The sequence below is a fragment of the Rhodococcus sp. NBC_00297 genome, from assembly GCF_036173065.1.
GTDB lineage: Bacteria > Actinomycetota > Actinomycetes > Mycobacteriales > Mycobacteriaceae > Rhodococcoides.
This window is the reverse complement of sequence record NZ_CP108041.1, coordinates 4273028-4297613: the sequence shown is the minus strand read 5'-3', so window position 1 is coordinate 4297613 and position 24586 is coordinate 4273028. Positions and strand designations below refer to the sequence as shown.

20 protein-coding genes and 1 riboswitch are annotated in these 24586 nt (G+C 69.3%); of the genes, 16 read left to right on the top strand and 4 right to left on the bottom strand.

Annotated elements, in window-relative coordinates:
- The first annotated feature begins 6 nt into the window (after positions 1 to 6).
- The 5 genes from iolC to OG947_RS20250 all read left to right on the top strand — a co-directional run bounded on the left by iolC (position 7) and on the right by OG947_RS20250 (position 6236).
- Positions 7 to 1041 (top strand): 5-dehydro-2-deoxygluconokinase, encoded by a 1035-nt coding sequence (gene iolC / locus OG947_RS20270; protein WP_373425228.1) that lies wholly within the window; start codon positions 7 to 9, stop codon positions 1039 to 1041.
- Positions 1034 to 1942 carry a Cgl0159 family (beta/alpha)8-fold protein gene (locus OG947_RS20265; RefSeq protein WP_027503740.1) on the top strand — a complete coding sequence of 303 codons (909 nt, stop codon included), beginning with the start codon at positions 1034 to 1036 and terminating at the stop codon, positions 1940 to 1942. The genes iolC and OG947_RS20265 overlap by 8 nt, the downstream gene beginning before the upstream one ends.
- Positions 1939 to 2832: a 5-deoxy-glucuronate isomerase gene (iolB, locus tag OG947_RS20260; RefSeq protein ID WP_328812723.1), complete on the top strand. Its 894-nt coding sequence runs from the start codon at positions 1939 to 1941 to the stop codon at positions 2830 to 2832. The genes OG947_RS20265 and iolB overlap by 4 nt, the downstream gene beginning before the upstream one ends.
- Before the next feature lie 2 nt (positions 2833 to 2834).
- On the top strand, positions 2835 to 4787 hold the full coding sequence (iolD, locus tag OG947_RS20255; protein WP_222638737.1) for a 3D-(3,5/4)-trihydroxycyclohexane-1,2-dione acylhydrolase (decyclizing): 1953 nt from the start codon (positions 2835 to 2837) through the stop codon (positions 4785 to 4787).
- 69 nt (positions 4788 to 4856) lie between these two features.
- Positions 4857 to 6236, top strand: coding sequence for a D-alanyl-D-alanine carboxypeptidase family protein (locus OG947_RS20250; RefSeq protein WP_328809984.1), 1380 nt, complete (start codon positions 4857 to 4859; stop codon positions 6234 to 6236).
- A gap of 12 nt (positions 6237 to 6248) precedes the next feature.
- On the opposite strand, the gene yhjD is transcribed toward OG947_RS20250, so the two are convergent.
- Positions 6249 to 7271 (bottom strand): inner membrane protein YhjD, encoded by a 1023-nt coding sequence (yhjD, locus tag OG947_RS20245; protein WP_328812722.1) that lies wholly within the window; start codon positions 7269 to 7271, stop codon positions 6249 to 6251.
- Positions 7272 to 7276: 5 nt separating this feature from the next.
- Complete coding sequence (gene trpS, locus OG947_RS20240; protein WP_056447663.1) at positions 7277 to 8320, bottom strand: tryptophan--tRNA ligase; 1044 nt, start codon at positions 8318 to 8320, stop codon at positions 7277 to 7279.
- A gap of 110 nt (positions 8321 to 8430) precedes the next feature.
- On the opposite strand from trpS, the gene OG947_RS20235 reads away from it, so the two are divergent.
- The 9 genes from OG947_RS20235 to araA all read left to right on the top strand — a co-directional run bounded on the left by OG947_RS20235 (position 8431) and on the right by araA (position 19401).
- Positions 8431 to 9447, top strand: a complete 1017-nt coding sequence (locus OG947_RS20235; protein WP_328809986.1) for an aldose epimerase family protein — start codon at positions 8431 to 8433, stop codon at positions 9445 to 9447.
- 192 nt (positions 9448 to 9639) lie between these two features.
- Positions 9640 to 10629 (top strand): ABC transporter substrate-binding protein, encoded by a 990-nt coding sequence (locus OG947_RS20230; RefSeq protein WP_328812720.1) that lies wholly within the window; start codon positions 9640 to 9642, stop codon positions 10627 to 10629.
- A 1-nt stretch (position 10630) separates the two neighbouring features.
- Positions 10631 to 12256: a sugar ABC transporter ATP-binding protein gene (locus OG947_RS20225; RefSeq protein WP_328812719.1), complete on the top strand. Its 1626-nt coding sequence runs from the start codon at positions 10631 to 10633 to the stop codon at positions 12254 to 12256.
- Positions 12253 to 13359 carry an ABC transporter permease gene (locus OG947_RS20220; protein ID WP_328812718.1) on the top strand — a complete coding sequence of 369 codons (1107 nt, stop codon included), beginning with the start codon at positions 12253 to 12255 and terminating at the stop codon, positions 13357 to 13359. Before OG947_RS20225 ends, OG947_RS20220 begins: the two co-directional genes overlap by 4 nt.
- Positions 13356 to 14399: a galactofuranose ABC transporter, permease protein YjfF gene (gene yjfF, locus OG947_RS20215; protein WP_037183810.1), complete on the top strand. Its 1044-nt coding sequence runs from the start codon at positions 13356 to 13358 to the stop codon at positions 14397 to 14399. Before OG947_RS20220 ends, yjfF begins: the two co-directional genes overlap by 4 nt.
- Complete coding sequence (locus tag OG947_RS20210) at positions 14396 to 15424, top strand: LacI family DNA-binding transcriptional regulator (protein WP_027503751.1); 1029 nt, start codon at positions 14396 to 14398, stop codon at positions 15422 to 15424. The genes yjfF and OG947_RS20210 overlap by 4 nt, the downstream gene beginning before the upstream one ends.
- Positions 15421 to 17103, top strand: a complete 1683-nt coding sequence (gene araB / locus OG947_RS20205) for a ribulokinase (protein ID WP_328812717.1) — start codon at positions 15421 to 15423, stop codon at positions 17101 to 17103. Before OG947_RS20210 ends, araB begins: the two co-directional genes overlap by 4 nt.
- Positions 17100 to 17777: an L-ribulose-5-phosphate 4-epimerase gene (locus OG947_RS20200; protein WP_222627238.1), complete on the top strand. Its 678-nt coding sequence runs from the start codon at positions 17100 to 17102 to the stop codon at positions 17775 to 17777. The genes araB and OG947_RS20200 overlap by 4 nt, the downstream gene beginning before the upstream one ends.
- 79 nt (positions 17778 to 17856) lie before the next feature.
- Positions 17857 to 19401 (top strand): L-arabinose isomerase, encoded by a 1545-nt coding sequence (araA, locus tag OG947_RS20195; RefSeq protein ID WP_222628131.1) that lies wholly within the window; start codon positions 17857 to 17859, stop codon positions 19399 to 19401.
- 9 nt (positions 19402 to 19410) lie between these two features.
- On the opposite strand, the gene OG947_RS20190 is transcribed toward araA, so the two are convergent.
- Both OG947_RS20190 and OG947_RS20185 read right to left on the bottom strand, forming a co-directional pair.
- Complete coding sequence (locus OG947_RS20190; protein ID WP_261782277.1) at positions 19411 to 20163, bottom strand: exodeoxyribonuclease III; 753 nt, start codon at positions 20161 to 20163, stop codon at positions 19411 to 19413.
- Positions 20164 to 20257: 94 nt separating this feature from the next.
- A complete protein-coding gene (locus OG947_RS20185) occupies positions 20258 to 21409 on the bottom strand; it encodes an MFS transporter (protein WP_328814077.1) in 1152 nt (383 codons plus the stop codon).
- A 297-nt stretch (positions 21410 to 21706) separates the two neighbouring features.
- A riboswitch (SAM riboswitch) is annotated at positions 21707 to 21825 on the top strand.
- Between the two features lie 226 nt (positions 21826 to 22051).
- Here OG947_RS20185 and OG947_RS20180 point away from each other — a divergent pair.
- Both OG947_RS20180 and metX read left to right on the top strand, forming a co-directional pair.
- Complete coding sequence (locus OG947_RS20180; protein ID WP_081821014.1) at positions 22052 to 23407, top strand: bifunctional o-acetylhomoserine/o-acetylserine sulfhydrylase; 1356 nt, start codon at positions 22052 to 22054, stop codon at positions 23405 to 23407.
- Positions 23404 to 24555, top strand: a complete 1152-nt coding sequence (gene metX / locus OG947_RS20175) for a homoserine O-acetyltransferase MetX (protein ID WP_328812715.1) — start codon at positions 23404 to 23406, stop codon at positions 24553 to 24555. The genes OG947_RS20180 and metX overlap by 4 nt, the downstream gene beginning before the upstream one ends.
- The last annotated feature ends 31 nt before the right edge of the window (positions 24556 to 24586 follow it).

The window sequence follows — 24586 nt, the reverse complement described above, 5'->3', positions numbered from 1 at the left end:
GTATCGATGGAGCAGACCTTGACCACAGTGAACAACACCGGCCCCACCGGTGATGCACGTTTCGACGTGCTCGCCATCGGACGCAGCGGAGTCGACATCTATCCCCTGCAGGTCGGTGTGGGCCTCGAGGACGTCGAGACGTTCGGCAAGTTCCTCGGTGGCAGCGCCGCCAACGTCACCGTCGCCGCCGCGCGACTCGGGCGCCGCACCGCGCTGATCTCCGGCGCCGGCGACGATCCGTTCGGCCGCTTCGTGCGCGCCGAGCTCGCCCGCCTCGGCGTCGACAACCGCTACGTCGTGGTCGACGGCCAGTACGCCACCCCGGTCACGTTCTGCGAGATCTTCCCGCCGGACGACTTCCCGCTGTACTTCTACCGCAAGCCCACCGCGCCGGACCTGCAGGTGCGTCCCGAGGACATCGACACCGAGGCCGTCCGGAGCGCCGCTCTGTACTGGTCGACGGTCACCGGTCTGTCCGAGGAGCCCTCGCGCAGTGCACACTTCACCGCCTGGGAGGCGCGTGGACGCGCTCCGCTGACAGTGCTCGACCTCGACTACCGGCCCATGTTCTGGGAGAGCCCCGCCGCCGCGACCGAGCAGGTCCAGCGCGCACTGCGACACGTCACGGTGGCCGTCGGCAACCGCGAGGAGTGCGAGATCGCCGTCGGCGAGACCGAACCGGACCGGGCCGCCGACGCGCTGCTCGACATGGGGGTGGAACTGGCGATCGTCAAGCAGGGTCCCAAGGGCGTACTGGGCAAGACGCGCACCGAGCGCGTGGAGGTGCCACCGAACTTCGTCGACGTCGTCAACGGACTCGGTGCCGGCGACAGCTTCGGTGGATCGCTGTGCCACGGACTGCTGTCCGGCTGGCCACTCGAGAAGATCCTCCGCCACGCCAACGCGGCCGGCGCCATCGTCGCGTCGCGCCTCGAATGCTCCACCGCCATGCCCACCGCCGACGAGGTCGCCGCCCTCGCCGAGTCCGCGGTCACCGCACCGGGTTCCGATCTCGCCGATTCCGAGGAAGCACATGTCTGAGACCATCACCGCGACCTGCACCACGTACGCCGACGTCACCGAGATCCGGGCGCACGACCCGGGCGCGATCGACCGCGCCTGGGCCTCTCGCGTCACCCGTGAGACGGTGCGCGGAGACGGGCGGCTCATGATCGTGGCCGCCGATCACCCCGCCCGCGGTGCCCTGTCGGTCGGCTCGAACCCGACGGCCATGAACAGTCGCACCGAACTGCTCGACCGCCTGCGCACCGCGCTGGCCGACCCGGGAGTCGACGGTGTCCTCGCGACGTCCGAGATCCTCGACGACCTCGTCCTGCTCGGCGCCCTCGACGACAAGGTCGTCATCTCCTCGATGAACCGCGGCGGACTCGCCGGCGCGTCGTTCGAGCTCGACGACCGGATGACCGGCGCGACCGCGGCGTCCACCGCGAAGGCGCGGATGAACGGCGCCAAGATGCTGACCCGCATCGACCTCGACGATCCCGGCACGCTCGGCACCCTCACCGCCTGCGCGCAGGCCATCGACGAACTCGCGGCCGAGGGCCTCATGGCCATGGTCGAGCCGTTCCTGTCGTCGCGCCGCGACGGCAAGGTGGTCAACGATCTGCGTGCCGACGCCGTCATCAAGTCCATCCACATCGCCCAGGGCCTCGGCGCCTCGTCGGCGTACACCTGGATGAAGCTGCCCGTGGTCGACGAGATGGAGCGCGTCATGGACGCCACCACGCTCCCGACGCTGCTCCTCGGCGGCGACCCGCAGACCGCGCCCGACGAGACCTTTGCCAGTTGGGCACGCGCACTGAAGATCCCCGCCGTCCGCGGCCTCATCGTGGGCCGCACACTGCTCTACCCGAAGGACGGCGACGTCGCCACCGCGGTGGCGACCGCAGTCGACATGGTGCGGGGCGGGGCGGACGAGTGAACAGCGAGTTCTACATTCCCGCCGTCCCCGGCGCCGGAGTCACCGTCACCCCGGAGAGCGCGGGATGGACCGAGTCCAGTCTGCGCACAGTGCTTCTCGCACCCGGCGAGTCCGTCGATCTCACCTCCGACGACGACGAGATCATGGTGGTCCCTCTGCAGGGATCCGCGACCGTCACGTGCGGCGAGGAGTCGTTCGCGCTGACGGGGCGCGCGTCGGTCTTCGACGGGCCCTCCGACTTCGCGTACGTCGGCCGTGACAGCAGCTACACCCTGCGCAGCGAGTCGGGTGGACGTTTCGCGCTGTGCGGCGCACGCGCCTCGCGGGCCCTGCCGTTCCGGTACGTTCCCGCCACCGACGTCGCCGTCGAACTGCGCGGCGCGGGCAACTGCAGCCGGCAGGTGCACAACTTCGGCACCGCCGACACCTTCGAGGCCGACTCGCTCATCGCGTGCGAGGTCATCACCCCCGGCGGCAACTGGTCGTCCTACCCCGGCCACAAGCACGACGAGGAGACCGAGACCGAATCGGCACTCGAGGAGATCTACTACTTCGAGATCGACAGTGGCCGTGACGGTTCCGCCGGTTTCGGGTACCACCGCGTGTACGGCACACCCGAGCGTCCCATCGAGGTGCTCGAAGAGGTGCGCACGGGTGACGTCGTCCTGGTTCCGCACGGGTATCACGGGCCGTCCGTCGCGGCGCCCGGCTACCACATGTACTACCTCAACGTCATGGCCGGACCGGGCAGCGAGCGCGCCTGGAAGATCGTCGACGATCCCGACCACACCTGGATCCGCAGCACGTGGGACGGCCAGGACGTCGATCCACGCCTCCCCCTCACCCCCCGACCTCCGCTGGACTCAGCGCACCGTGGAAAAGGAGCCTGACGATGGTGTCCACCGCACCGATGTCACAGAGCAAGACCGAGAACGCCGAGCCGATGGTGCACCTCACGGTGTCCCAGGCCATCGTCCGCTTCCTCGCCAACCAGTACGTCGAGCGTGACGGGGTCCGGACCAAGTTCTTCGCGGGCTGCTTCGGCATCTTCGGCCACGGCAACGTCGCCGGTCTCGGACAGGCGTTGCTGCAAGCCGAGATCGACGCCGTCGAGGCGGGCACCGAACCGGAGCTCCCCTACGTCCTCGGCCGCAACGAGCAGGCCATGGTGCACAGCGCCGTCGGCTTCGCCCGCCAGAAGGACCGTCTCCAGACCTGGGCCGTCAGCGCCAGTGTCGGACCGGGCTCGACCAACATGCTCACCGGCGCGGCGTTGGCCACCATCAACCGGTTGCCCGTCCTGCTGCTCCCGGCGGACACCTTCGCCACCCGCGCCTCCTCACCGGTGCTGCAGGAGCTGGAGCTCCCGTCCAGCGGCGACGTCACCGTCAACGACGCGTTCAAGCCGCTCTCGCGCTACTTCGATCGAGTGTGGCGCGCCGAGCAACTGCCCGCGGCTCTGCTCGGCGCCATGCGCGTCCTCACCGACCCGGTGGAGACCGGCGCCGCCACGGTCGCCGTCCCGCAGGACGTCCAGGCCGAGGCACACGACTGGCCCGAGTCGTTCTTCGCACCGCGCACCTGGCACGTCGCCCGCCCGCTGCCCGAGCGGTCCGTCGTCGCCCGCGCCGCCGAGATCATCCGCTCGGCGAAGGCGCCGCTGATCGTCGCCGGCGGCGGCGTCATCTACTCCGGTGCCACCGAGGCGCTCGCGTCGTTCGCGGAGAAGACCGGAATCCCCGTCGGCCAGAGCCAGGCCGGCAAGGGCTCCCTCGTGTACGACCACCCGCAGTCGGTCGGCGCGATCGGGTCCACCGGCACCACGGCCGCCAACGCCCTCGCGACCGAGGCCGACGTCGTCATCGGGATCGGCACGCGCTACAGCGATTTCACCAGCGCGTCGCGCACTGCCTTCTCCAACCCCGACGTGCGGTTCGTCAACATCAACGTCGCGTCCATCGACTCGGTCAAACAGGGCGGTCTCTCCGTGGTCGCCGACGCCCGCGAGGCGCTCGAAGCACTGACGGACGCGCTCGCGGACCACGAGGTGAGCGCCGAGTACCGTGCGCGCGCCACCGAACTCGCCGCCGAGTGGGATCGCACGGTCGCCTCGGTCTACGCCGTGGACGACGACAACCTCGGCATGAACCAGAACCAGGTCATCGGTCTCACCAACTCGCTGTCCGACCCACGCGACATCGTCGTGTGCGCCGCCGGCTCGATGCCCGGAGACCTCCACAAGCTGTGGCGCACACGCGATGCCAAGGGCTACCACGTCGAGTACGGGTTCTCCTGCATGGGCTACGAGGTGGCCGGCGGCATCGGCGTCAAGATGGCGGCACCGGATCGCGACGTCTTCGTCATGGTCGGCGACGGCAGCTACCTCATGATGGCCACCGAGCTGGTCACCGCGGTCCAGGAAGGCGTGAAGGTCATCCTGGTGCTGGTGCAGAACCACGGCTTCGCCTCCATCGGATCACTGTCGGAGTCGCTCGGCTCCCAGCGCTTCGGCACCGCGTACCGCTACCGATCCGAGTCCGGTCGACTCGACGGCGGTGTACTGCCCGTCGATCTGGCGGCCAACGCCCAGAGTCTCGGCGCCGACGTCATCCGCGTGAACACCGCCGGCGAGTTCGCCGACGCCGTCAAGGTGGCCAAGGCGGCGGACCGCTGCACGGTCATCCACGTCGAGACCGATCCGCTGATCGCCGCTCCGGACAGCGAGTCCTGGTGGGACGTCCCGGTCAGCGCCACCTCGACGCTCGAGAGCACGCAGACGGCGTACGAGACGTACGAGGCGTGGAAGAAGGTCCAGCGGCCGTACCTCCGGCCGTCCGCCGACTGACTTCTCGATCCGGACACACCCGGTCACCCGGGGCGGCGTGCGCGAGCGCGCCGCCTAGGGTGACCGGTGATGAACATTCACGACCGCACCGGACGCGGCCGACGGACAGCCGCGGCGATCGCGACGGCGGTCGTGCTCGTGGGTACGCCGGCACTCCTTCCGAGTCTCGCCGGGGCGCAGCCCGCACCGCCTCCGACGTCCACCCCGTTCCGGACGCCCGACACCGACGCCTGTCCCCACCGTGACGTGCCACCACCGGCCATCGACGCGTCCGAGGTCCCCGCTCCCGGCGACGCGGAACCGCAGCCCGTACCCGTCCCGGCCGAGACGGTCGGCGGCGAGGAACTGGCGGCGTGCGGTGTGATCACCGCTGCCGGTGCGCCCGCTCTTCCCGCAGACATCTCGGCGGCGGGATGGGTGCTCACCGATCTCGACTCCGGCGCGGTGATCGCGGCGAAGGATCCGCACGGCCGGTACCGGCCGGCGAGCACGATCAAGGTCCTGCTGGCGCTCGTCGCGCTCGACGAGCTCGATCTCGATCGCACCGTGGTGGCCACCGCGGAGGACGCGGCCGCCGAGGGCAGCGCGGTGGGCATCGGTACCGGCGGCGTGTACTCGGTGCGCCAGCTGATGCAGGGGCTGGTGATGGCGTCGGGGAACGATGCCGCGCACGCCCTCGCCGTCCAGCTCGGCGGCGTCGACACCGCCGTGGAGAAGATGAACGCGAAGGCCAGTGAGCTCGGTGCCCTGGACACGCGCACCGCGTCGCCGTCGGGTCTCGACGGACCGGGCATGGCCTGCTCACCCTACGATCTGGCGCTCATCTTCCGGGCCGCGATGGATGATCCGACCTTCGCGGAACTCGTTGCCACCGAATCGGTTCCGTTCCCGGGCTATCCCAAGGACGCGTCGAAGCCGGACAATCCCTCGCGGCCCGACATGCCCGGCGTGCCGGTGAACCCCGATCTGCCGCTCAACGAGGACCGGCCGGGCTTCACCCTCGCCAGCGACAATGCGCTGCTGTTCAACTACCCGGATGCACTGGGCGGCAAGAACGGCTACACCGACGACGCACGCCAGACCTTCGTCGGCGCGGCCGAACGCGGTGGCCGCCGGTTGGCCGTGTCGCTCATGAATGCCGACGTGCTGCCCATCCGGCCCTGGGAGCAGGCCGCCCGCCTGCTCGACTACGGCTTCACGCAGCCTGCCGACACGGTGGTGGGCACCCTGGTGACCGGGAGCCCGGACGCGGCGGCGGCGCCGACCTCGTCGACCCCCGCCTCGACCGCGCCGACCGATCGGCGGACCGAGGCGAGCAGTGGCGGCGCCTATGCCGGAGTGGACGACGAGAGCGAGGTGGCGATCAGGGTCGGTGCGGGAGTTCTGGGTCTGATCGTCGTGATCGGGCTCCTCCTGTGGGCGCGCACGCTGCACCGCAGACGGTCCTGACCACGCTGCACGTCAGCGTCGGCGCCGGCCGCGCCATCCGCCCAGGCCGAGCACGGTGAGCACGCCGGCGCCGACGAGAGCTGCCGCACCGGCGGGTGAGACCCCTTCGCGGACCACCACCTGCGGTGCGATCACCGCACTGTCGGGCACGGCGGGTGCCGCGAGGGAAAGGTTCTCCGTGGCCGTCGCCGCCCACGCCGTCGAGAACAAGAGGAAGCGTGACGTCGTGAAGGCGAACACGAGGATGCCGATGATCGGTCCGAACGTGGCACCGGCCGGACCGGACGTGACGCTCTCGAGGTAGACCGCGCCGACCTGCTTGAAGATCTCGAACACCACGGCCGCCAACAGCGCGGCGCGTGCCGCGCTGCGCACGGTCACGGGCTCACGGGGCAGCCGGGCGATGACCCACACGAACAGTGCCCACGTCGCGGCGACCGCCAGGGCGAACGACGCGATCTGCACGGCGACGCCGACACCGGGAACATCGTCCAGATTGACGGCCTTCAGGAGTGCGGGGACCACCGACCCGCTGGCCACCGCCGACAGGCCGAGCGAGATCACCAGGGCCAGACCCAGACCGAGCAGCGCTCCGAGATCCTTGGCCTTGGTGGCCAAGAAGCTGCCCGCCTCGTGCGGCGTCTCCCACATCGCGGTGAGCGCCTCCCGCAGATTGGCCGTCCATCCGAGGCCTGCGTAGAGCGCACCCAGGAGACCGATGATGCCCACGCTGGTGCGCGACTCGATGGCACTCGAGACCAGTTCGTTGATGGTGCCCGCGAAACTCCCGGGAACGTTCTCGGCGATCTGGGACTGCAGTTCCGTCAACAGGTCCGGCCGGGAGGCCAGAACGAAGCCCACCACGGCGAACGCGACCATCAGCAGCGGGAAGAGGGCCAGAACGCTGAAGTAGGTGATACCCGCGGCGTAGTAGTCGCCCTTCTGCTGCTGGTACACCGAGCCGGCCCGCGCGAGGTGATCGAACCACGGCCACCGCCGTCGACGTTCCTCGATGATCGCCGCGAAGTCCGGCATGGCGCTCAGCCTTTCGGTGGAAGGAATCCGACCCTGTCGTACACCTGTGCCAGCGTCCTGGACGCGATCGAGCGTGCGTGCTCGGCCCCGTCCCGAAGAATCCGGTCGAGTTCGGCCGGATCGTTCATGTACTCCGTGAACGCCGTGCGCACCGGGGCGGAGAACGCCGACACCGCATCCGCGGTGTCGCTCTTGAGATCACCGTATCCCTTTCCGACGTATCCCTCGACGAGCGTCGCGACGGGCGTGCCGGTGAGGGCGGACTGGATGGTGAGCAGATTGCTGACACCGGGCTTCTCCGCCGTGTCGTAGCGGATCTCACGCTCGTTGTCGGTGACCGCCGAGCGAATCTTCTTGGCCGACACGGCGGGGTCGTCCAGGATGTCGATCCGGCCCGACACGCCGGAGCCGGACTTGCTCATCTTCGCCGTCGGCTCCTGCAGGTCGTAGATCTTCGCGATACCGGTGACGATGTGCGCCTCCGGCACGACGAACGTCTTCTTGTAGCGCGAGTTGAAGCGTTGGGCGAGATCGCGGGTCAGCTCGAGGTGCTGGCGCTGGTCCTCCCCCACGGGCACTCGCTGCGGGCGGTAGAGCAGGATGTCCGCGGCCTGCAGCACGGGGTAGGTGAACAGGCCCACACTCGCCTGATCGCTGCCCTGGCGTGCCGACTTGTCCTTGAACTGCGTCATGCGGCCGGCCTCGCCGAATCCGGTGATGCAGTTGAGAACCCATGCGAGTTGGGCGTGTTCGGGTACATGGGACTGCACGAACAGCGTGGAGCGCGCGGGGTCGATGCCGACGGCCAGCAACTGCGCTGCGGCGCGGCGAGTCCGGGCGCGCAACTCCTTCGGATCCTGCGGCACCGTGATGGCGTGCAGGTCCGGAATGAAGTAGAAGGCGTCGTACTCGTCCTGCAGTTCGACCCATTGCCGCACCGCGCCCAGGTAGTTGCCCAGGTGGAAGGAATCCGCCGTGGGCTGGATGCCGGAGAGCACTCGGTGCCGAGGTGCGACTCCTGCGCTGTCGGTCGCGGTGTCGGTCGTCATGATCTACAGATTCAATCACCTCTGGTCGCAGGGTCTGCGCCCTGACAGTCGTAGGGTCTGCGCCATGACCGTCGCAGGGTCTGCGCCATCACCGTCGTAGGGTCTGCGCCATGACCACTGACAGGACGTCCGACACCGCCGTGACCATCGGCTCGGCGCCGGGGATCGAGGTGGAGGTGCTGCCGTACGGTGCGACCCTGCTGCGCCTGACCGTCACGGGCGGGGACGGTGTACGCCGCGACGTGTCGGTCGGCGTCGCCGGCGAAGCCGAGTTGCGCGCGGGCACGGACTACCTCGGGGCGACCGTGGGGCGCTACGCCAATCGCATCGCGCACGGGCGATTCGACCTCGACGGTGAGCGGGTGGAGGTGTCGCGCAACGACGGCGACAACCACCTGCACGGCGGAGTCGACGGCTTCGACTCCCGCACCTGGACGGTGGAGCGGGTCACCGCTGACGAGGTGGAACTGTCCCTGGTGAGTCCCGACGGCGACCAGGGCTACCCCGGCGAGGTGCGGGCACGCGCCGTCTACTCGGTCCGGGGAGACACGATGCGCATCGAGTACCTCGCGCAGACCTCACGTACGACAGTGGTGAACCTGACCAGCCATGCCTACATCGATCTCGACGGACACGGTGTCGACGACCTCGAACTGCAGGTGGACGCGGCCTCGTTCGTGCCCGTGGACTCCGCGGGAATTCCCACGAACGGTGTCGTCCCGGTCGACGGCACGGCACTCGACCTGCGGCTCCCGCGCCGCATCGGCGACGTCGTCCGGTCCGACGATCCTCATGTGGCGGCCACGCGAGGGGTGGACCACAACTTCGTCCTCGACGGACCCGAGGACGGCGGGGAGTTGCGCCGCGCCGCGCGTGTCACGTCGCATCGCAGCGACACGACGCTCGAGGTGTGGACGAATCGGCCCGGGCTGCAGGTCTACACCGGCAACTTCCTCGACGGCAGCACCGTGTCCCGACGCGGTACCGCGCTGCGTCAGGGCGACGGACTCGCGCTCGAGCCCCAGTTCTTCCCCGACAGCCCGAACCGGTCGGCGTTCCCGTCGGCCGTCCTGCGCCCGGGCGAGACGTCTCGCTGCGTGATCGAGTACAGGTTCGCCGCGCGATAGTCGGCCCACCTCCAGCCTTCCCGCGGTGTGGTCGTCCGGCCCTGCCGCCTCACGACCGGCCCATGATGCCACTGATGTGAGCGTTCACATCGAGTTTCGACGATGTTCGCGAACCTCTTGACGCGGAGGAATGTTAACGCTCACACTCTGTGTCACGCGTCACACGGAGTGATGCCTACAGAGGAGACCACGATGACGTCGAAGAGAGTCGTTGCAGCGAGCACGTTCCTGGTGAGCAGTGCGCTGATCCTGAGTGCCTGCGGCGGCGGAGGCGACTCCGCGAGCGGCGGAGGCGGGACCGTTCTGGGGTTCTCGCAGGTCGGAGCCGAGAGCGGCTGGCGCACCGCCAACACCACGTCGATCCAGGGCGCGGCGAGCGAGGCCGGAATCGATCTCAAGTTCTCCGACGCACAGCAGAAGCAGGAGAACCAGATCAAGGCCATCCGCACCTACATCCAGCAGAAGGTGGACGTGATCGCCTTCAGCCCCGTCGTCGAGACGGGCTGGGAGCCGGTGCTGCAGGAAGCGAAGCGCGCGAACATCCCCGTGATCCTCACCGACCGCTCGGTCGACACGACGGACGAGTCGCTGTACGCCACGTTCCTCGGATCCGACTTCGTCGCCGAGGGCGTCAAGGCCGGCGACTGGCTCGTCGAGAACAGCGCGACGTCGGACGTCAACGCCGACGGACGCATCAACGTGGTCGAGCTCGAGGGCACGACGGGTGCCGCACCGGCCATCGATCGCGCCGAGGGCTTCCGCGAGGCCATCGCCGCACAACCGACCATCACCATCTCCAAGTCCCAGACCGGTGACTTCACCCGCGACGGCGGCAAGCAGGTCATGGAGTCGTTCCTGAACTCCGACAAGGCCATCGACGTGGTCTACGCCCACAACGACGACATGGGCCTCGGCGCCATCGAGGCCATCGAGGCGGCCGGCCTCGTCCCCGGCAAGGACATCAAGATCATCACCGTCGACGCGGTCAAGGACGGCATGCAGGCGCTGGCCGACGGCAAGATCGACTACATCGTCGAGTGCAACCCGCTGCTCGGACCGCAACTGATGGACCTGACGAAGAAGGTCGTCGCCGGCGAAGAGGTACCCAAGCGCGTGGTCACCGAGGAGACCACGTTCACCCGCGAGCAGGCCGCCTCCGTGCTCGCCGACCGCCAGTACTGACATGAGCACCGAGATGATCGTCCCCCCGCCGACCACGACGGCGACGGAACCGATCGTGGAGATGACGGACATCTCCATCACCTTCGGCGCCGTCCGTGCCCTCGACGGCGTCTCCCTGCGGCTCTACCCGGGCGAGGTCCACTCGCTGATGGGCGAGAACGGTGCCGGCAAGTCGACGTTGATCAAGGCGCTCACCGGCGTCTACCCGATCGACAGCGGCACCGTCACCGTCGACGGGACCGTGCACGAGTTCGCGAGTCCTGCGGCCGCTCAGGCCGCCGGCATCAGCACGGTGTACCAGGAGGTCAACCTCCTGCCCAACCTCACCGTGGCCGAGAACATGCTGCTCGGGCGCGAGCCGCGGCGGCTCGACCGACTGCTCGGCGGCACCGGCGGCGCGGTGCGCACCGTTCTCGACGCCGTGGGCGGTATCGACACCCGGGCGATGAACCGCCGCGCACGTGCGACGCTCGATCGACTGGGCCTCGCGGTCGATCCCGCGTCGGTGCTCGGCGATCACCCCATCGCCGTGCAGCAGTTGATCGCGATCGCTCGTGCGGTGGACGTCGACGCCCGCGTGCTCATCCTCGACGAGCCCACCTCCAGCCTCGACAAGGACGAGGTGGAGACCCTGTACGGGGTCATCGAGCGGCTGCGGGACGCGGGTACGGCCGTCGTCTTCGTCTCCCACTTCCTCGACCAGGTCTATCGCATCTCGGATCGCATGACGATCCTGCGCAACGGACGCCTGGTGGAGGAGCGGTCGGTGGCGGACACCCCGCAACTGACCCTGGTGGAACTGATGATCGGCCGGGAGCTCGACACCCTGCGCGAGTTGGACGACCGCGAGCCCACGGTGGTCGATCCCACCACCGAACCCGTCATGGAGGTGCTCGGCCTCGGCCGCAAGGGCGCCCTCGAGGCGACGGATCTCCGGCTGTACGCCGGGCAGGTCGTCGGCGTCGCGGGGCTGCTGGGATCGGGCCGCACCGAACTGGCGAGGTTGCTCGGCGGGGCGGACCGCGCAGATTCCGGCACCATCGAGATCCACTCCACCCGTCGACGTTTCCGCACACCACGCAACGCGGTCGATCGACGGGTCGCGCTCACCAGCGAGGACCGCAAGGCGGACGGCGTCGTGGGCGACCTGACGGTGGCCGACAACATGATGCTCGCGCTCCAGGCCACTCGTGGGTGGATGCGCCCGATCCCCCGCGCCACCCGCACCGCCCTGGTGGAGAAGTACATCACTGCACTCGACATCCGCCCCGCGGACCCGAACGCGTTGATGCGCAACCTCTCCGGCGGCAACCAACAGAAAGTGCTGCTCGCGCGCTGGCTCGTCACGGAACCGGAGATCCTGATCCTGGACGAGCCCACCCGCGGAATCGACATCGGCGCCAAGGCGCAGATCCAGGCTCTCGTGGCCGATCTCGCCGAACGCGGGATGTCGATCGTGTTCATCTCGGCCGAGCTCGAGGAGATCCTGCGCCTCAGCGACCGCGTCGTCGTGATGCGCGATCACCACCTGATCGACGAGCGCGTCAACCGAGGAGTCTCCGTCGACGACGTCCTCGCGACCATCGCGGCGGGAACCCGCGCAGACGACAGGAGTTCCGAGGCATGACCGACACTCTGGGAGTACGACCGACGTCGACTCCCCCGCCACGGCCGGCGTCCGACGCCCCGGCCGGTCGCCGGACCCCGGGATGGATGTCGCACCCGGTCGTCTGGCCGCTGCTCGCCCTGATCGCGCTGATCGTCGTCAACGTCGTCGCGACACCGGACTTCCTAAACATCAGGATCGAGAACGGTGGCCTGTTCGGCAACGTCGTCGACATCGCGCGGAACTCCGCACCGCTCATCCTCGTCGCGGTGGGCATGACGCTCGTGGTCGCGACCCGCGGCATCGACCTGTCAGTCGGCGCCGTCGCCGTCATCGCGGCGGCCGTGGCCTGCACCCGTATCGCGGCCGCCCCGGACGAGGGCGCCGTCACCACCGTCGTCATGGCCGTCGTGTGGGCACTGGGAGCCAGTGTGCTGCTGGGCCTGTGGAACGGACTGCTGGTGTCGGTGTTCGGGATTCAGCCGATCATCGCGACCCTGGTCCTCATGGTGGCCGGCCGCGGCCTGGCCATGCTCATCACGGACGGTCAGATCACCACCGTGCAGGACGGGGCCTTCAGCTCGCTCGCCTCGGGGATCGTTTTCGGACTCCCCGTGGCACTGCTGATCGCGCTCGCCGTCGTCGTGGTGACCGCCCTGCTGACCCGCCGTACCGCCCTCGGCATGCTCGTCGAAGCGGTCGGCATCAATCCCGAGGCCAGTCGCCTCGCGGGAGTGAGCGCCCGCACGATCGTGTGGACCGTCTACGTCTTCGCGGCGACATGCTCCGGCATCGCCGGTCTCATCATCGCCGCCAACACCAACTCGGTGAACGCCAACAGCCTCGGTCTGTGGATCGAGCTCGACGCAATCCTCGCCGTGGTGATCGGCGGCACGGCACTCACGGGCGGACGCTTCTCGCTCGCCGGCACCGTGGTCGGTGCGCTGCTCATCGGCACCCTGACCCGCACCATCCCGAATCTCGGCATCCCCTCCGAGGCCAACTACCTCTGCAAGGCTCTGGTCGTCATCGTCGTCTGCCTCCTGCAGTCACCGCGTGCCCGAGCGTCACTGCTGGGCCTTCGACACAGGAGACCGACGACTCGAAAGGCGGCCCGGTCATGACCGATCTGCTGACACGCCCCCCGGCCACCTCCACCGCGCCGTCCCGCTGGGACCGCATCCGGCGCTATTCGCCGCCGAGCAGGTTCCTGCCGGTCATCGCCACCTTCGCGTTGCTCGTCGGCCTGTTCGGCGTCGGCGAGATGCGCTACCCCGGCTTCGCCGACCCGCAGCTGTTCCTCTCCCTGTTCGTCGACAACGCGTTCCTGATCGTCCTCGCTGTGGGCATGACCTTCGTCATCCTGACCGGCGGTATCGATCTCTCGGTCGGCTCCGTCGTGGCGCTGTCGACCATGATCGCAGCGCGCACACTGCAACTCGGCTGGTCCCCCGTCCTCGTCATCGCCGCCGTGCTGCTGTGCGGCACGCTGCTCGGCACCACGATGGGCGTATTGGTGCACTACCTCCAGATCCAGCCGTTCGTCGCCACGCTCGCCGGCATGTTCCTCGCCCGTGGTCTCTGCTACATGATCGGCGTCGAGTCCATCCCCATCACCGACGAGACGTTCAGCTCCATCGCGTTCGCCGTGATCGAGCTCCCGGGCGGCTACACCATCACGTGGAGCGTCGTCATCGCACTCGTGACCGTCGCGGTGGCGGCCTACGTCCTCGCATGCACCCGTTTCGGCCGGTCGGTCTACGGCATCGGCGGCAACGAGGCGTCGGCCGTGCTGATGGGACTGCGTGTGGCGGCGGTGAAGGTGGGTGTCTACTCGATCAGCGGTTTCTGCGCCGCGCTCGGCGGACTCCTGTTCGCGTTCTACGCCCTGTCGGGTTACAGCCTCCACGCGGTCGGCATGGAGCTCGACGCGATCGCCGCCGTCGTCATCGGTGGGACGCTGCTCACGGGTGGCCGAGGCTACGTTCTCGGCTCGGTCGTCGGTGTCCTCATCCTCGGTGCCATCCAGACGTTCATCGCGTTCGACGGGACCCTGAGTTCGTGGTGGACCCGGATCACGGTCGGAACACTGCTGCTCGTCTTCGTCGTCGCTCAGCGTCTGACCACGGTGCCGCGGGCCCGCTTCCGTCCGAGGCGAGCATGACCACCACGACCGGCACGGACGGTCGACCTCCCGTCATGGCCGACGTCGCCCGGCTCGCCGGCGTGTCCCATCAGACGGTCTCCCGAGTCATCAACGGACAGAACAACCTTCGCCCGGAGACTCGGGAACGGGTCCAGCGTGCCATCGACCAGCTCGGGTACCGGCCCAACCGGGCCGCCCGCGCCCTGGTGACGAAGCGGTCGGCCACCATCGGCATCATCGGCTCCAAGCTCGGGTTCTGGGGCCCGAGCACCACCCACCGCACCGTCCAGAGCGCCGCCCGCGAGGCCGGTTTCTCGGTCAGCGCGGTCAGTCTCACGACCCTCTCGCGCGACGAGCTCGTCGACGCGATGCACCACCTGCACGACCAGGGCGTCGAGGGCATCGTCCTCATCGCCGCGACCGACGACGCGGTGGCCGCGGCGCGCTCCGAGGAGGCGGTGGTGCCCGTCGTCGTCGTGGAGGGCGATCCGCTGACCTCGCGCTGGACGGTCGGCATCGACCAGGTCGGCGGCGCCCGCCTGGCCACCCGTCACCTCGTCGATTCCGGACATCGACGCATCGCCCACCTCGCGGGTCCGCTGGGTTGGGCCGAGGCTCGCGCGCGCGAACAGGGGTGGCGGGAGGTCCTCGACGAGGCGGGGCTGCCGTGGACCCCTCCGCTCCGTGGTGACTGGTCCGCGCGCAGTGGGTTCGAGCGCGGCTCCCGGTTGGCGGCCGATCCCGACGTCACGGCGGTGTTCTGCGCCAACGATCAGATGGCGCTGGGCCTGCTGCGTGCGTTCCACGAGCACGGCCGTCGGGTGCCGGAGGACGTGAGCGTCGTGGGCTTCGACGACATCCCCGAAGCCGCCTATCTCATCCCTCCGCTGACGACGATCCGACAGAATTTCACCGAGGTGGGCCGACGCGCCATCGAGATCCTGCGAGCGGCGATCGACGGGACCGGCGGTCCCGAGACGCAGATCGCTCCGGAACTCGTCGTGCGCGCGAGCACCACCCGAGCCACAGGAGAACAGCCATGACGACGCCCGATCACGAGACCTACACCATCGGAGTCGATTTCGGCACGCTGTCCGGACGGGCCGTCGTCGTGCGGGTCTCCGACGGTGCCGAGCTGGGTACGGCCGTGCACGAGTACCGACACGGAGTCCTGGAGTCGACGCTGCCCGGCGGCTCCGTGCGACTCGGCGACGCCTGGGCCCTCCAGGTTCCCGACGACTACCGCGACGTGCTCCGCACCGCCGTTCCCGCAGCCCTGCGCGATGCCGGTGTCCCGCCCGACCGGGTGGTCGGCATCGGGACCGACTTCACGGCGTGCACGATGGTGCCCACGCTCGCCGACGGCACCCCGCTCGACGAGATCGCCCAGTTCGCCGATCGGCCGCACGCCTACGTGAAGCTGTGGAAACACCATGCGGCGCAGGGCCAGGCCGATCGCATCAACGCCCTCGCCGCGGAGCGCGGCGAGGCGTGGCTCCCCCGCTACGGCGGACTGATCTCGTCCGAGTGGGAGTTCGCCAAGGCGTTGCAGATCCACGAGGAGGACCCCGAGGTCTACGACGCCATGGAGCGGTGGGTCGAGGCGGCGGACTGGATCGTCTGGCAGCTGTGCGGACGCTACGTCCGCAACGCCTGCACGGCCGGCTACAAGGGCATTCTCCAGGACGGCGAGTACCCGTCGGCCGAGTTCCTCACCGCCCTGGCACCCGGGTTCGCCGCGTTCGTCACCGACAAGCTCGACCAGCCGATCGGCGAACTGGGTTCTCGTGCAGGGTCTCTGACCGCCGAGGCCGCCGCGTGGACCGGACTGCCCCAGGGAATCGCCGTGGCCGTCGGCAACGTCGACGCGCACGTCACGGCGCCGGCGGCCCGCGCCGTGGAACCCGGTCGCATGGTGGCGATCATGGGCACCTCCACCTGTCACGTCATGAGCGCCGACGTACTGCGGGAGGTTCCGGGGATGTGCGGCGTCGTCGACGGCGGCATCGTCGCGGGGTCCTACGGATACGAGGCCGGGCAGTCCGGAGTCGGCGACATCTTCGGATGGTTCACGCGCACCGGGGTTCCTGCCGACTACCGCGACGCCGCCGCCGAGGCCGGCGAGTCGGTCCACGAGTACCTGACCCGGCTGGCGTCCGAGCAGGAGGTCGGCGAACACGGGTTGGTGGCCCTCGACTGGCACAGCGGCAACCGATCCGTCCTGGTCGACCACCGACTGTCGGGACTGTTGCTGGGTGCGACTCTCGCCACCAGGCCCGAGGACATCTATCGGGCACTGCTCGAGGCCACGGCCTTCGGCACGCGGGTCATCGTCGAGACCTTCCGCGCCAGCGGTGTTCCGGTCGAGGAGTTCGTCGTCGCCGGCGGACTGGCGAAGAACCCACTGCTGATGCAGATCTACGCCGACGTGCTGCGCATGCCGCTCTCGGTCATCGGGTCCGACCAGGGTCCGGCGCTGGGATCGGCGATCCACGCGGCAGTCGCGGCCGGCTGCTACGCCGACGTGCCCGTGGCCTCGAAGGCGATGGGCCGCGTGCACCGCGGCGCGTACCAACCCGACGAGGGCCGGTCGCAGGCCTACGACGCTCTGTTCCGCATCTACTCCGATCTTCACGACCACTTCGGACGTCAGGTGTCCACCATGCGCGAACTGCGGGCCCTCCGCGGCGACGTGCTCGACCGGAAGGCGGTTCGACGATGACCGTTCTCGACAGCGCTCGCGGCACCGTGGAGGCGGTCCGCGCCGAGGTGTGCGCGCTGCACGCCGAACTGGTGCGGTACGGACTGGTGGTGTGGACCGCCGGCAACGTGTCCGCTCGGGTCCCCGGCCACGACCTCTTCGTGATCAAGCCGAGCGGCGTCTCCTACGACGACCTCACCCCCGAGAACATGGTGCTGTGCGATCTGCACGGCACCGTGGTCGAGGGCGATCATGCCCCGTCCTCCGACACCGCGGCCCAGGCCTACGTCTACCGCCACCTCGATCACGTCGGCGCCGTGGTGCACACCCACTCCCCCTACGCGGTGGCGTGGGCCGCCCGCGGCGAGCCGATCCCGGTGGTCACCACGATGTGCGCCGACGAGTTCGGCGGCGACATCCCCGTCGGACCGTTCGCCGCGATCGGTGACGACTCGATCGGACGCGGCATCGTCGACACGCTGCGTGGCAGCAGGTCGCCCGCCGTGCTGATGCAGAACCACGGCGTCTTCGCGGTGGGCCCGACGGCGCGGTCCGCCGTCAAGGCAGCGGTGATGTGCGAGGACGTCGCACGGTCGGTGCATCTCGCACACCAGCTCGGCCGGCCTCTGCCCATCCCACCGGACGCCGTCGACGCGCTGCACGACCGCTACCAGAACGTGTACGGCCAACGCTGAACCGCCGCAGCACCACTCGCTCCGCACCCGTCTTCACCCGCACTCGTTCCACCGCCTCTGCGGTGACCAGGAGGTTCCCATGTCCGTCGTCGAAACCAGGTCCGCCCCGTCCCCCTCGCCCGCACCGTCCGGTGTCGCCCGACCCGAGGTCTGGTTCCTCACGGGCAGCCAGAGTCTGTACGGTCCCGAGACTCTCGAGCAGGTGGCGGTGCAGTCCCGCACGATCGCCGAGAAACTCGACGACGCACTGGGTGTGACGGTGGTCTGGAAGCCGGTGCTCCTCGACGCGTCGTCCATCCTGAACCGGATGCGCGAGGCCAACACGACCGACGACTGCATCGGGGTGATCACCTGGATGCACACCTTCTCCCCCGCCAAGATGTGGATCGCCGGCCTCGACGCCCTCGACGTGCCCCTCCTGCATCTGCACACGCAGGCCGGGATGTCGCTGCCGTGGTCGACCATCGACATGGAGTTCATGAACCTCAACCAGGCCGCGCACGGCGACCGGGAGTTCGGTCACATTCAGTCCCGCGTCGGTGTGCTGCGGACCACCGTCGCCGGACACGTCGACGATCCCGCCGTCGTCCGGCGCGTCGAACAGTGGACGTGTGCGGCGCGCGGTCGTGCCGACATGCGGTCGCTCCGGCTGGCGCGCTTCGGCGACAACATGCGCGACGTGGCCGTCACCGAGGGCGACAAGGTGGAGGCTCAGCTGCGGTTCGGCGTCTCGGTGAACACCTACGGTGTCAACGATCTCGTCGAGGTCGTCTCCGCGGTGGACGAGGCCGCGGTGTCCGCCCTGGTCGACGAGTACGTCGAGACCTACGACGTCGCGTCCGCGTTGCGGCCGGGCGGCGATCGACACGAGTCGCTGCGCTACGGCGCACGGGTCGAGGCGGGAATGCGACAGTTCCTGACCGAGGGCGGATTCGGCGCCTTCACCACGAACTTCGAGGACCTCGGCGGCCTGCGTCAGCTCCCCGGACTCGCGGTCCAGAGGCTGATGGCCGACGGGTGGGGCTTCGGCGGCGAGGGCGACTGGAAGACCTCGATGTTGTTGCGCGCCATGAAGACCATGGCCATCGGGCAGCCCGGCGGCACGTCGTTCATGGAGGACTACACGTACCACCTCGTGCCCGGCGAGGAGAAGATCCTGGGGGCACACATGCTCGAGGTGTGCCCGTCCATCACCACGGCGACCCCGACTCTCGAGATCCATCCGTTGTCGATCGGCGGGCGCGAGGATCCCGTACGACTGCGCTTCACGGCGGATCCCGGCGCCGGCATCGTCGTGGGCATCTCCGACGTCGGCGAACGGTTCCGCCTCACCGCCAACGTCATCGAGGTCGTCGAGCCGGACGAGGCGCTGCCCTCCCTGCCGGTGGCCTGCGCCGTGTGGAAGCCGCAGCCCTCGCTGTCGGTGTCCGCGGAGTCGTGGCTCACAGCCGGCGCACCGCATCACACGGTGCTGAGCACCGCGCTCGATCTGCCGGTACTGGAAGCGTTCTCGGACATGATCGCGGTGGAGCTGCTCACGATCGAGGAGGGCACCACCACACGAGACTTCCAGCGCACGTTGCGCTGGAACGCGGCGTACCACAGACTGGCCGCCGCGTTGTGAGCCGACCGGTCAGCGGTAGACGACGGTGACCGGTGCGTGGTCGGACCACCGCTGGTCGTAGGTGTCGGCCCGCTCGACCACGGCGTCCTTCGCGCGGTCCGCGAAGTCCCGGGTGGCCATCTGGTAGTCGATGCGCCACCCGGCGTCGTTGTCGAAGGCCTTACCGCGGTACGACCACCAGCTGTAGGGCCCGTCGACGTCCGGGTGGAGCGCTCGCACCACGTCGACCCACGCTCCCGACTCACCGACGAGAGCGTCGAGCCAGGCGCGCTCGCTCGCCAGGAAGCCGGACTTGGTGCGGTTGCCCTTCCAGTTCTTCAGATCCCGTTCGGTGTGCGCGATGTTCCAGTCGCCGCAGACCACGTGATGCTCGCCCGAGGACGCGAGCGCCGCGAGACGGTGCTCGAACGAGGCCATGAACCGTTCCTTGGAGTCCTGCTTCTCGGTGCCCACCTCACCGGACGGCAGGTAGAGACTGGCGACGGTGACGGCCGGATCTGCTCCGACTGCCGGGAAGCAGGCCTCGATCCAGCGCCCCGCGTCGTCGAACTCGGCGCTCCCGAACCCGACGACGGCACTGTCCGCAGGAACCCGCGACAGGATGGCGACACCGTTGCGGCCCTTCGCGGACGGCTCGGCGGACACGAGATGCCAGCCCTCGCCCAGCGCGGGAGCGAGGCAGGCGAGCAGCTCCTCGTCCGTCGCCCGCGTCTCCTGCAGGCAGACGATGTCCGCCGCGGACTGCTCGAGCCACTCGAGCATGCCCTTGCGCACCGCGGCGCGCACCCCGTTGACGTTGACCGACGTGATGGTGTGAGACACCGCAGCACCGTATCCGACAGGGCGGACAGGACCGTCAGGCGGCGAGACGAGCGTCGGTGCGACGCTGCATCGCCACCGACGTGGCCAGAACGGCGATGCCGGCGATCGCGAGACCGGCACCCACCACGGCCGGCGCCGTGTAGCCGAAGCCCGCGGCGATGACGGCGCCGCCGAGGGCGGCCCCCAGCGCGTTCGCGAAGTTGAACGCCGCGTGGTTGAGCGAGGCGGCGAGGGTCTGCGCATCGGCGGCCACGTCCATCAGTCGCGTCTGCAGTCCGGGCACGATGGCGGATCCCGATGCGGCGATGAGGAACACGACGATCAGAGCGGTCACCGGGTTGTGCGCCGCGGCGACGAACACCGCCAGGCTCACCGCGACGGACGTCATCGCCAGGAAGAGCCCGGGGACGAGCATGCGGTCCGCGATCCATCCGCCGGCCATGTTGCCGACCACCATGCCGAGGCCGTAGATCATCAGCGCCAAGGGCACCGCGGCCTTGGACAGACCGGCCACGTCCGTCAATGTCGTGGCGATGTAGGTGTACACGGCGAACATGCCGCCGAAGCCCACCATGCCCACGAAGAGGGTCATCCACACCTGCGTGCGCCGGAAGGCGCCCAGCTCGGTCCGCGGGTTCGTGGTGGGCATCGAGTCCAGTCGCGGCAGCCACACCGCGAGGGCGGTGACGGTGATGGCACCGATGACGGCGACGATGCCGAACGCGCTGCGCCAGCCGAACGCCTGGCCGATCCACGTGGCCGCCGGCACACCGACGACATTGGCGACGGACAGTCCCATCATCACCATGGCCACCGACTTGGCACGCGCACCGGGATCGGCGAGGTGGGCGGCCACCAGCGCTGCCACACCGAAGTACGCGCCGTGCGGCAGTCCGGCGACGAAGCGGGAGGCCATCAGCTCGTGGAAGCTGGGCGCGAACACCGTGCCCAGGTTGCCGAGAGTGAACGCCACCATGAGGGCGAGAAGCAACGTCCGCCGCGGCACCCGCGCCGCGAGCGCGGCGATGACGGGCGCACCCACCACGACACCGACGGCGTAGGCGGAGATGAGGTGGCCGGCGCTGGGCTCGGACACCCCCATCGTGGTCGCCATCTCCGGGAGCAGGCCCATCGAGACGAACTCCGTGGTGCCGATGCCGAAACCGCCGAGCGCGAGCGCCAGCATCGCGACGCGTCGGCGGCGCACCCGCAGCCGATCCGCCGCGGGGTCCGCGGCAGCAGCGGGAAGGACGTCGAACGCGACGGAGGGGGGTGTCACGAGCTCACTTTCGGGTCTGCGCCCGTCGTCGATCGTTCATGATCGATTCAGAAACGCTCGGGTGGTCAACGACGACGGGCGCCCCCGAGAGGCGCCCGATCACCTGACCAGTCTGACCGTCGGCAGGATCATTCGCCAATCGAACGATCGTGAGTTCGGCCACCCTCGTGCCGTCGACACCCGACCCGCTACCATTCCCGCCAAGGTCATGAGTGCCAGCATCGAGCCCCGGCTTGCTGGCCGGCAACCCTCCAACCGCGGTGGGGTGCCCCGGGTGATGACCGGGTTACTCGGCCCGCACGGGCCGAGAGCAAGCGCGGGCCCGTCTCCTCGGGCCCACCGACCGACGATCTCGGAGGTACCCATGTTCTCCCACCGACTGTGTTGTAGCCGGCGATAGGCCCCGACCCTTCTCTCCACGAAGATCGGCTCGCCTACTGCGCTCTGCACACGGTGAGGTGCCTCTCGTGCTGCGGGCGTGGCGGCTGCCGACGTGGACCCCACTCGAGCACCCCACTCGAGCACCACCCCACGAGGAGCACGACACCCATGACCGATCACACTTCCGACACCGGTGCCACCGAGGGCGACGTCGTCGACGCAGCCGGAGCACCCGTCGAGGATCCGGCACTGAACTGGAGCTTCGAGACGCGGCAGGTGCACGTCGGACAGGTTCCCGACGTCACCACCCACGCGCGCGCCCTGCCGATCTACCAGACGACGTCCTACACGTTCGACAACACCGACCACGCCGCCGCGCTGTTCGGGCTCGCCGAGCCGGGCAACATCTACACCCGCATCATGAACCCGACGCAGGACGTCGTCGAGCAGCGCATCGCGTCGCTCGAGGGCGGCGTCGCCGCACTGCTCGTCTCGTCCGGCCAGGCCGCCGAGACGCTGGCGATCCTGAACATCGCCGAGACCGGCGACCACGTCGTCTCCAGCCCCCGTCTGTACGGCGGCACGTACAACCTCTTCCACTACACGCTGCCCAAGCTGGGCATCACCGTGTCCTTCGTCGACGATCCGGACGACCTCGACCAGTGGGAGAAGGCCGTCCGCCCCGAGACCAAGGCGTTCTACGGCGAGACCATCTCCAACCCGAAGAACGACATCTTCGACATCCGCGGAGTGTCCGACGTGGCACACCGCCACGGCATCCCGTTGATCGTCGACAACACCGTGGCGACGCCGTATCTGATCCAGCCTCTGAAGCACGGTGCGGACATCGTGGTGCACTCGGCCACCAAGTACCTCGGCGGCCACGGCACCGCGATCGCCGGCGTCATCGTCGACGGCGGTGGCTTCGACTGGACACAGGGTCGCTTCACCAACTTCACCACCCCCGATCCCAGCTACCACGGTGTGGTGTTCGCCGATCTCGGCGCTCCGGCCTTCGCACTCAAGGCCCGCGTGCAACTGCTGCGCGACATCGGCGCGGCGGTCTCCCCGTTCAACGCGTTCCTCATCGGCCAGGGCATCGAGACACTGTCCCTGCGCCTCGAGCGACACGTGCAGAACGCGACGGCGGTCGCACAGTTCCTCGAGCAGCGCGAGGAGGTGACGAGCGTGAACTACGCCGGGTTGCCGTCCTCCCCGTGGTACGAGCGCGGACAGGAACTCGCCCCGCGCGGAGCGGGTGCCATCGTGGCGTTCGAACTCGCGGGCGGTGTCGACGCGGGCAAGCGTTTCGTGGATGCGCTGGAGCTGCACAGCCATGTCGCTAATATCGGAGACGTGCGTTCACTGGTGATCCATCCCGCGTCGACGACGCACTCGCAGTTGACGCCCGAGGAGCAGCTGGCCTCCGGAGTCACTCCGGGCCTGGTGCGACTCGCAGTCGGTATCGAGGGAATCGACGACATCCTGGCCGATCTGGAGAAGGGTTTCCGGGCCGCATCTTGACACTCGATCTCCACTCGCCTGCCCGTCCGTCGGCATTTCCGCCGGCGGACGGGCAGGTGGGCACCGTGCACATCGGCGACGTTCTCCTCGAGAGCGGACGCGTGGTTCCCGACGCGACGGTCGCCGTGCAGCGGTGGGGCGAGGTCTCGCCCGCGCGGGACAACGTCGTTCTCGTCCAGCACGCGCTCACCGGGGACTCGCACGTCACCGGACCGGCCGGACCGGATCACCCGTCGCCCGGGTGGTGGACCGGCATGGTGGGTCCCGGCGCACCCCTCGACACCGATCGCTGGTGCGTGGTGGCGACGAACGTGCTCGGCGGGTGCCGAGGTACCACGGGTCCCGCGTCGCTCGATCCGGACGGTGTCGCGTGGGGATCCCGATTCCCGGCCATCTCCATCCGCGACCAGGTGGCGGCGGAGCGCATGGTCGCCGACGCCCTCGGCATCGACCGCTTCGCGGCGGTCGTCGGCGGCTCCATGGGCGGTATGCGCACTCTCGAGTGGCTGGTCTCCTACCCGGACCGTGTCGCCTCGGCACTGGTGCTCGCCGTCGGTGCGCGCGCGTCCGCGGACCAGATCGGCACCCAGACCACGCAGATCGCCGCCATCACCGCCGACCCCGACTGGCAGGGCGGTGACTATCACGCCTCCGGTCGCGCTCCGCGTGCCGGACTCGCCGTCGCTCGGCGCATCGCGCACCTCACCTACCGCACCGAGCACGAACTCGACGCCCGGTTCGGCAACGAGCCCCAGATCGGCGAGGACCCGCTGAACGGCGGGCGCTACGCGATCGCGAGCTACCTCGAGCATCAGGCGACCAAGCTCGTCGACCGCTTCGACGCCGGGACCTACGTGCTGCTGTCGGAGGCCATGAACCGGCACGACGTGGGCCGCGGGCGAGGCGGGCTCGAGGCGGCCCTGGGGTCGGTCCGCACGCCCACCATCGTGGGCGGCGTCGACTCCGACCGGCTGTACCCCCTGCGGCAGCAGCAGGAGATCGCCGATCTGATCCCCGGGTGCGACGGGTTGCGCATCATCTCCTCGCGCGACGGCCACGACGGCTTCCTCACCGAGCCCGACGCGGTGTCCACGATGCTCGTGGCCACCATGGCGTTGGCCTCCGACGCACTCGCGGCGAAGGACTGACCCTCACGCTCCCCTGAGCTTGGCAACTCTC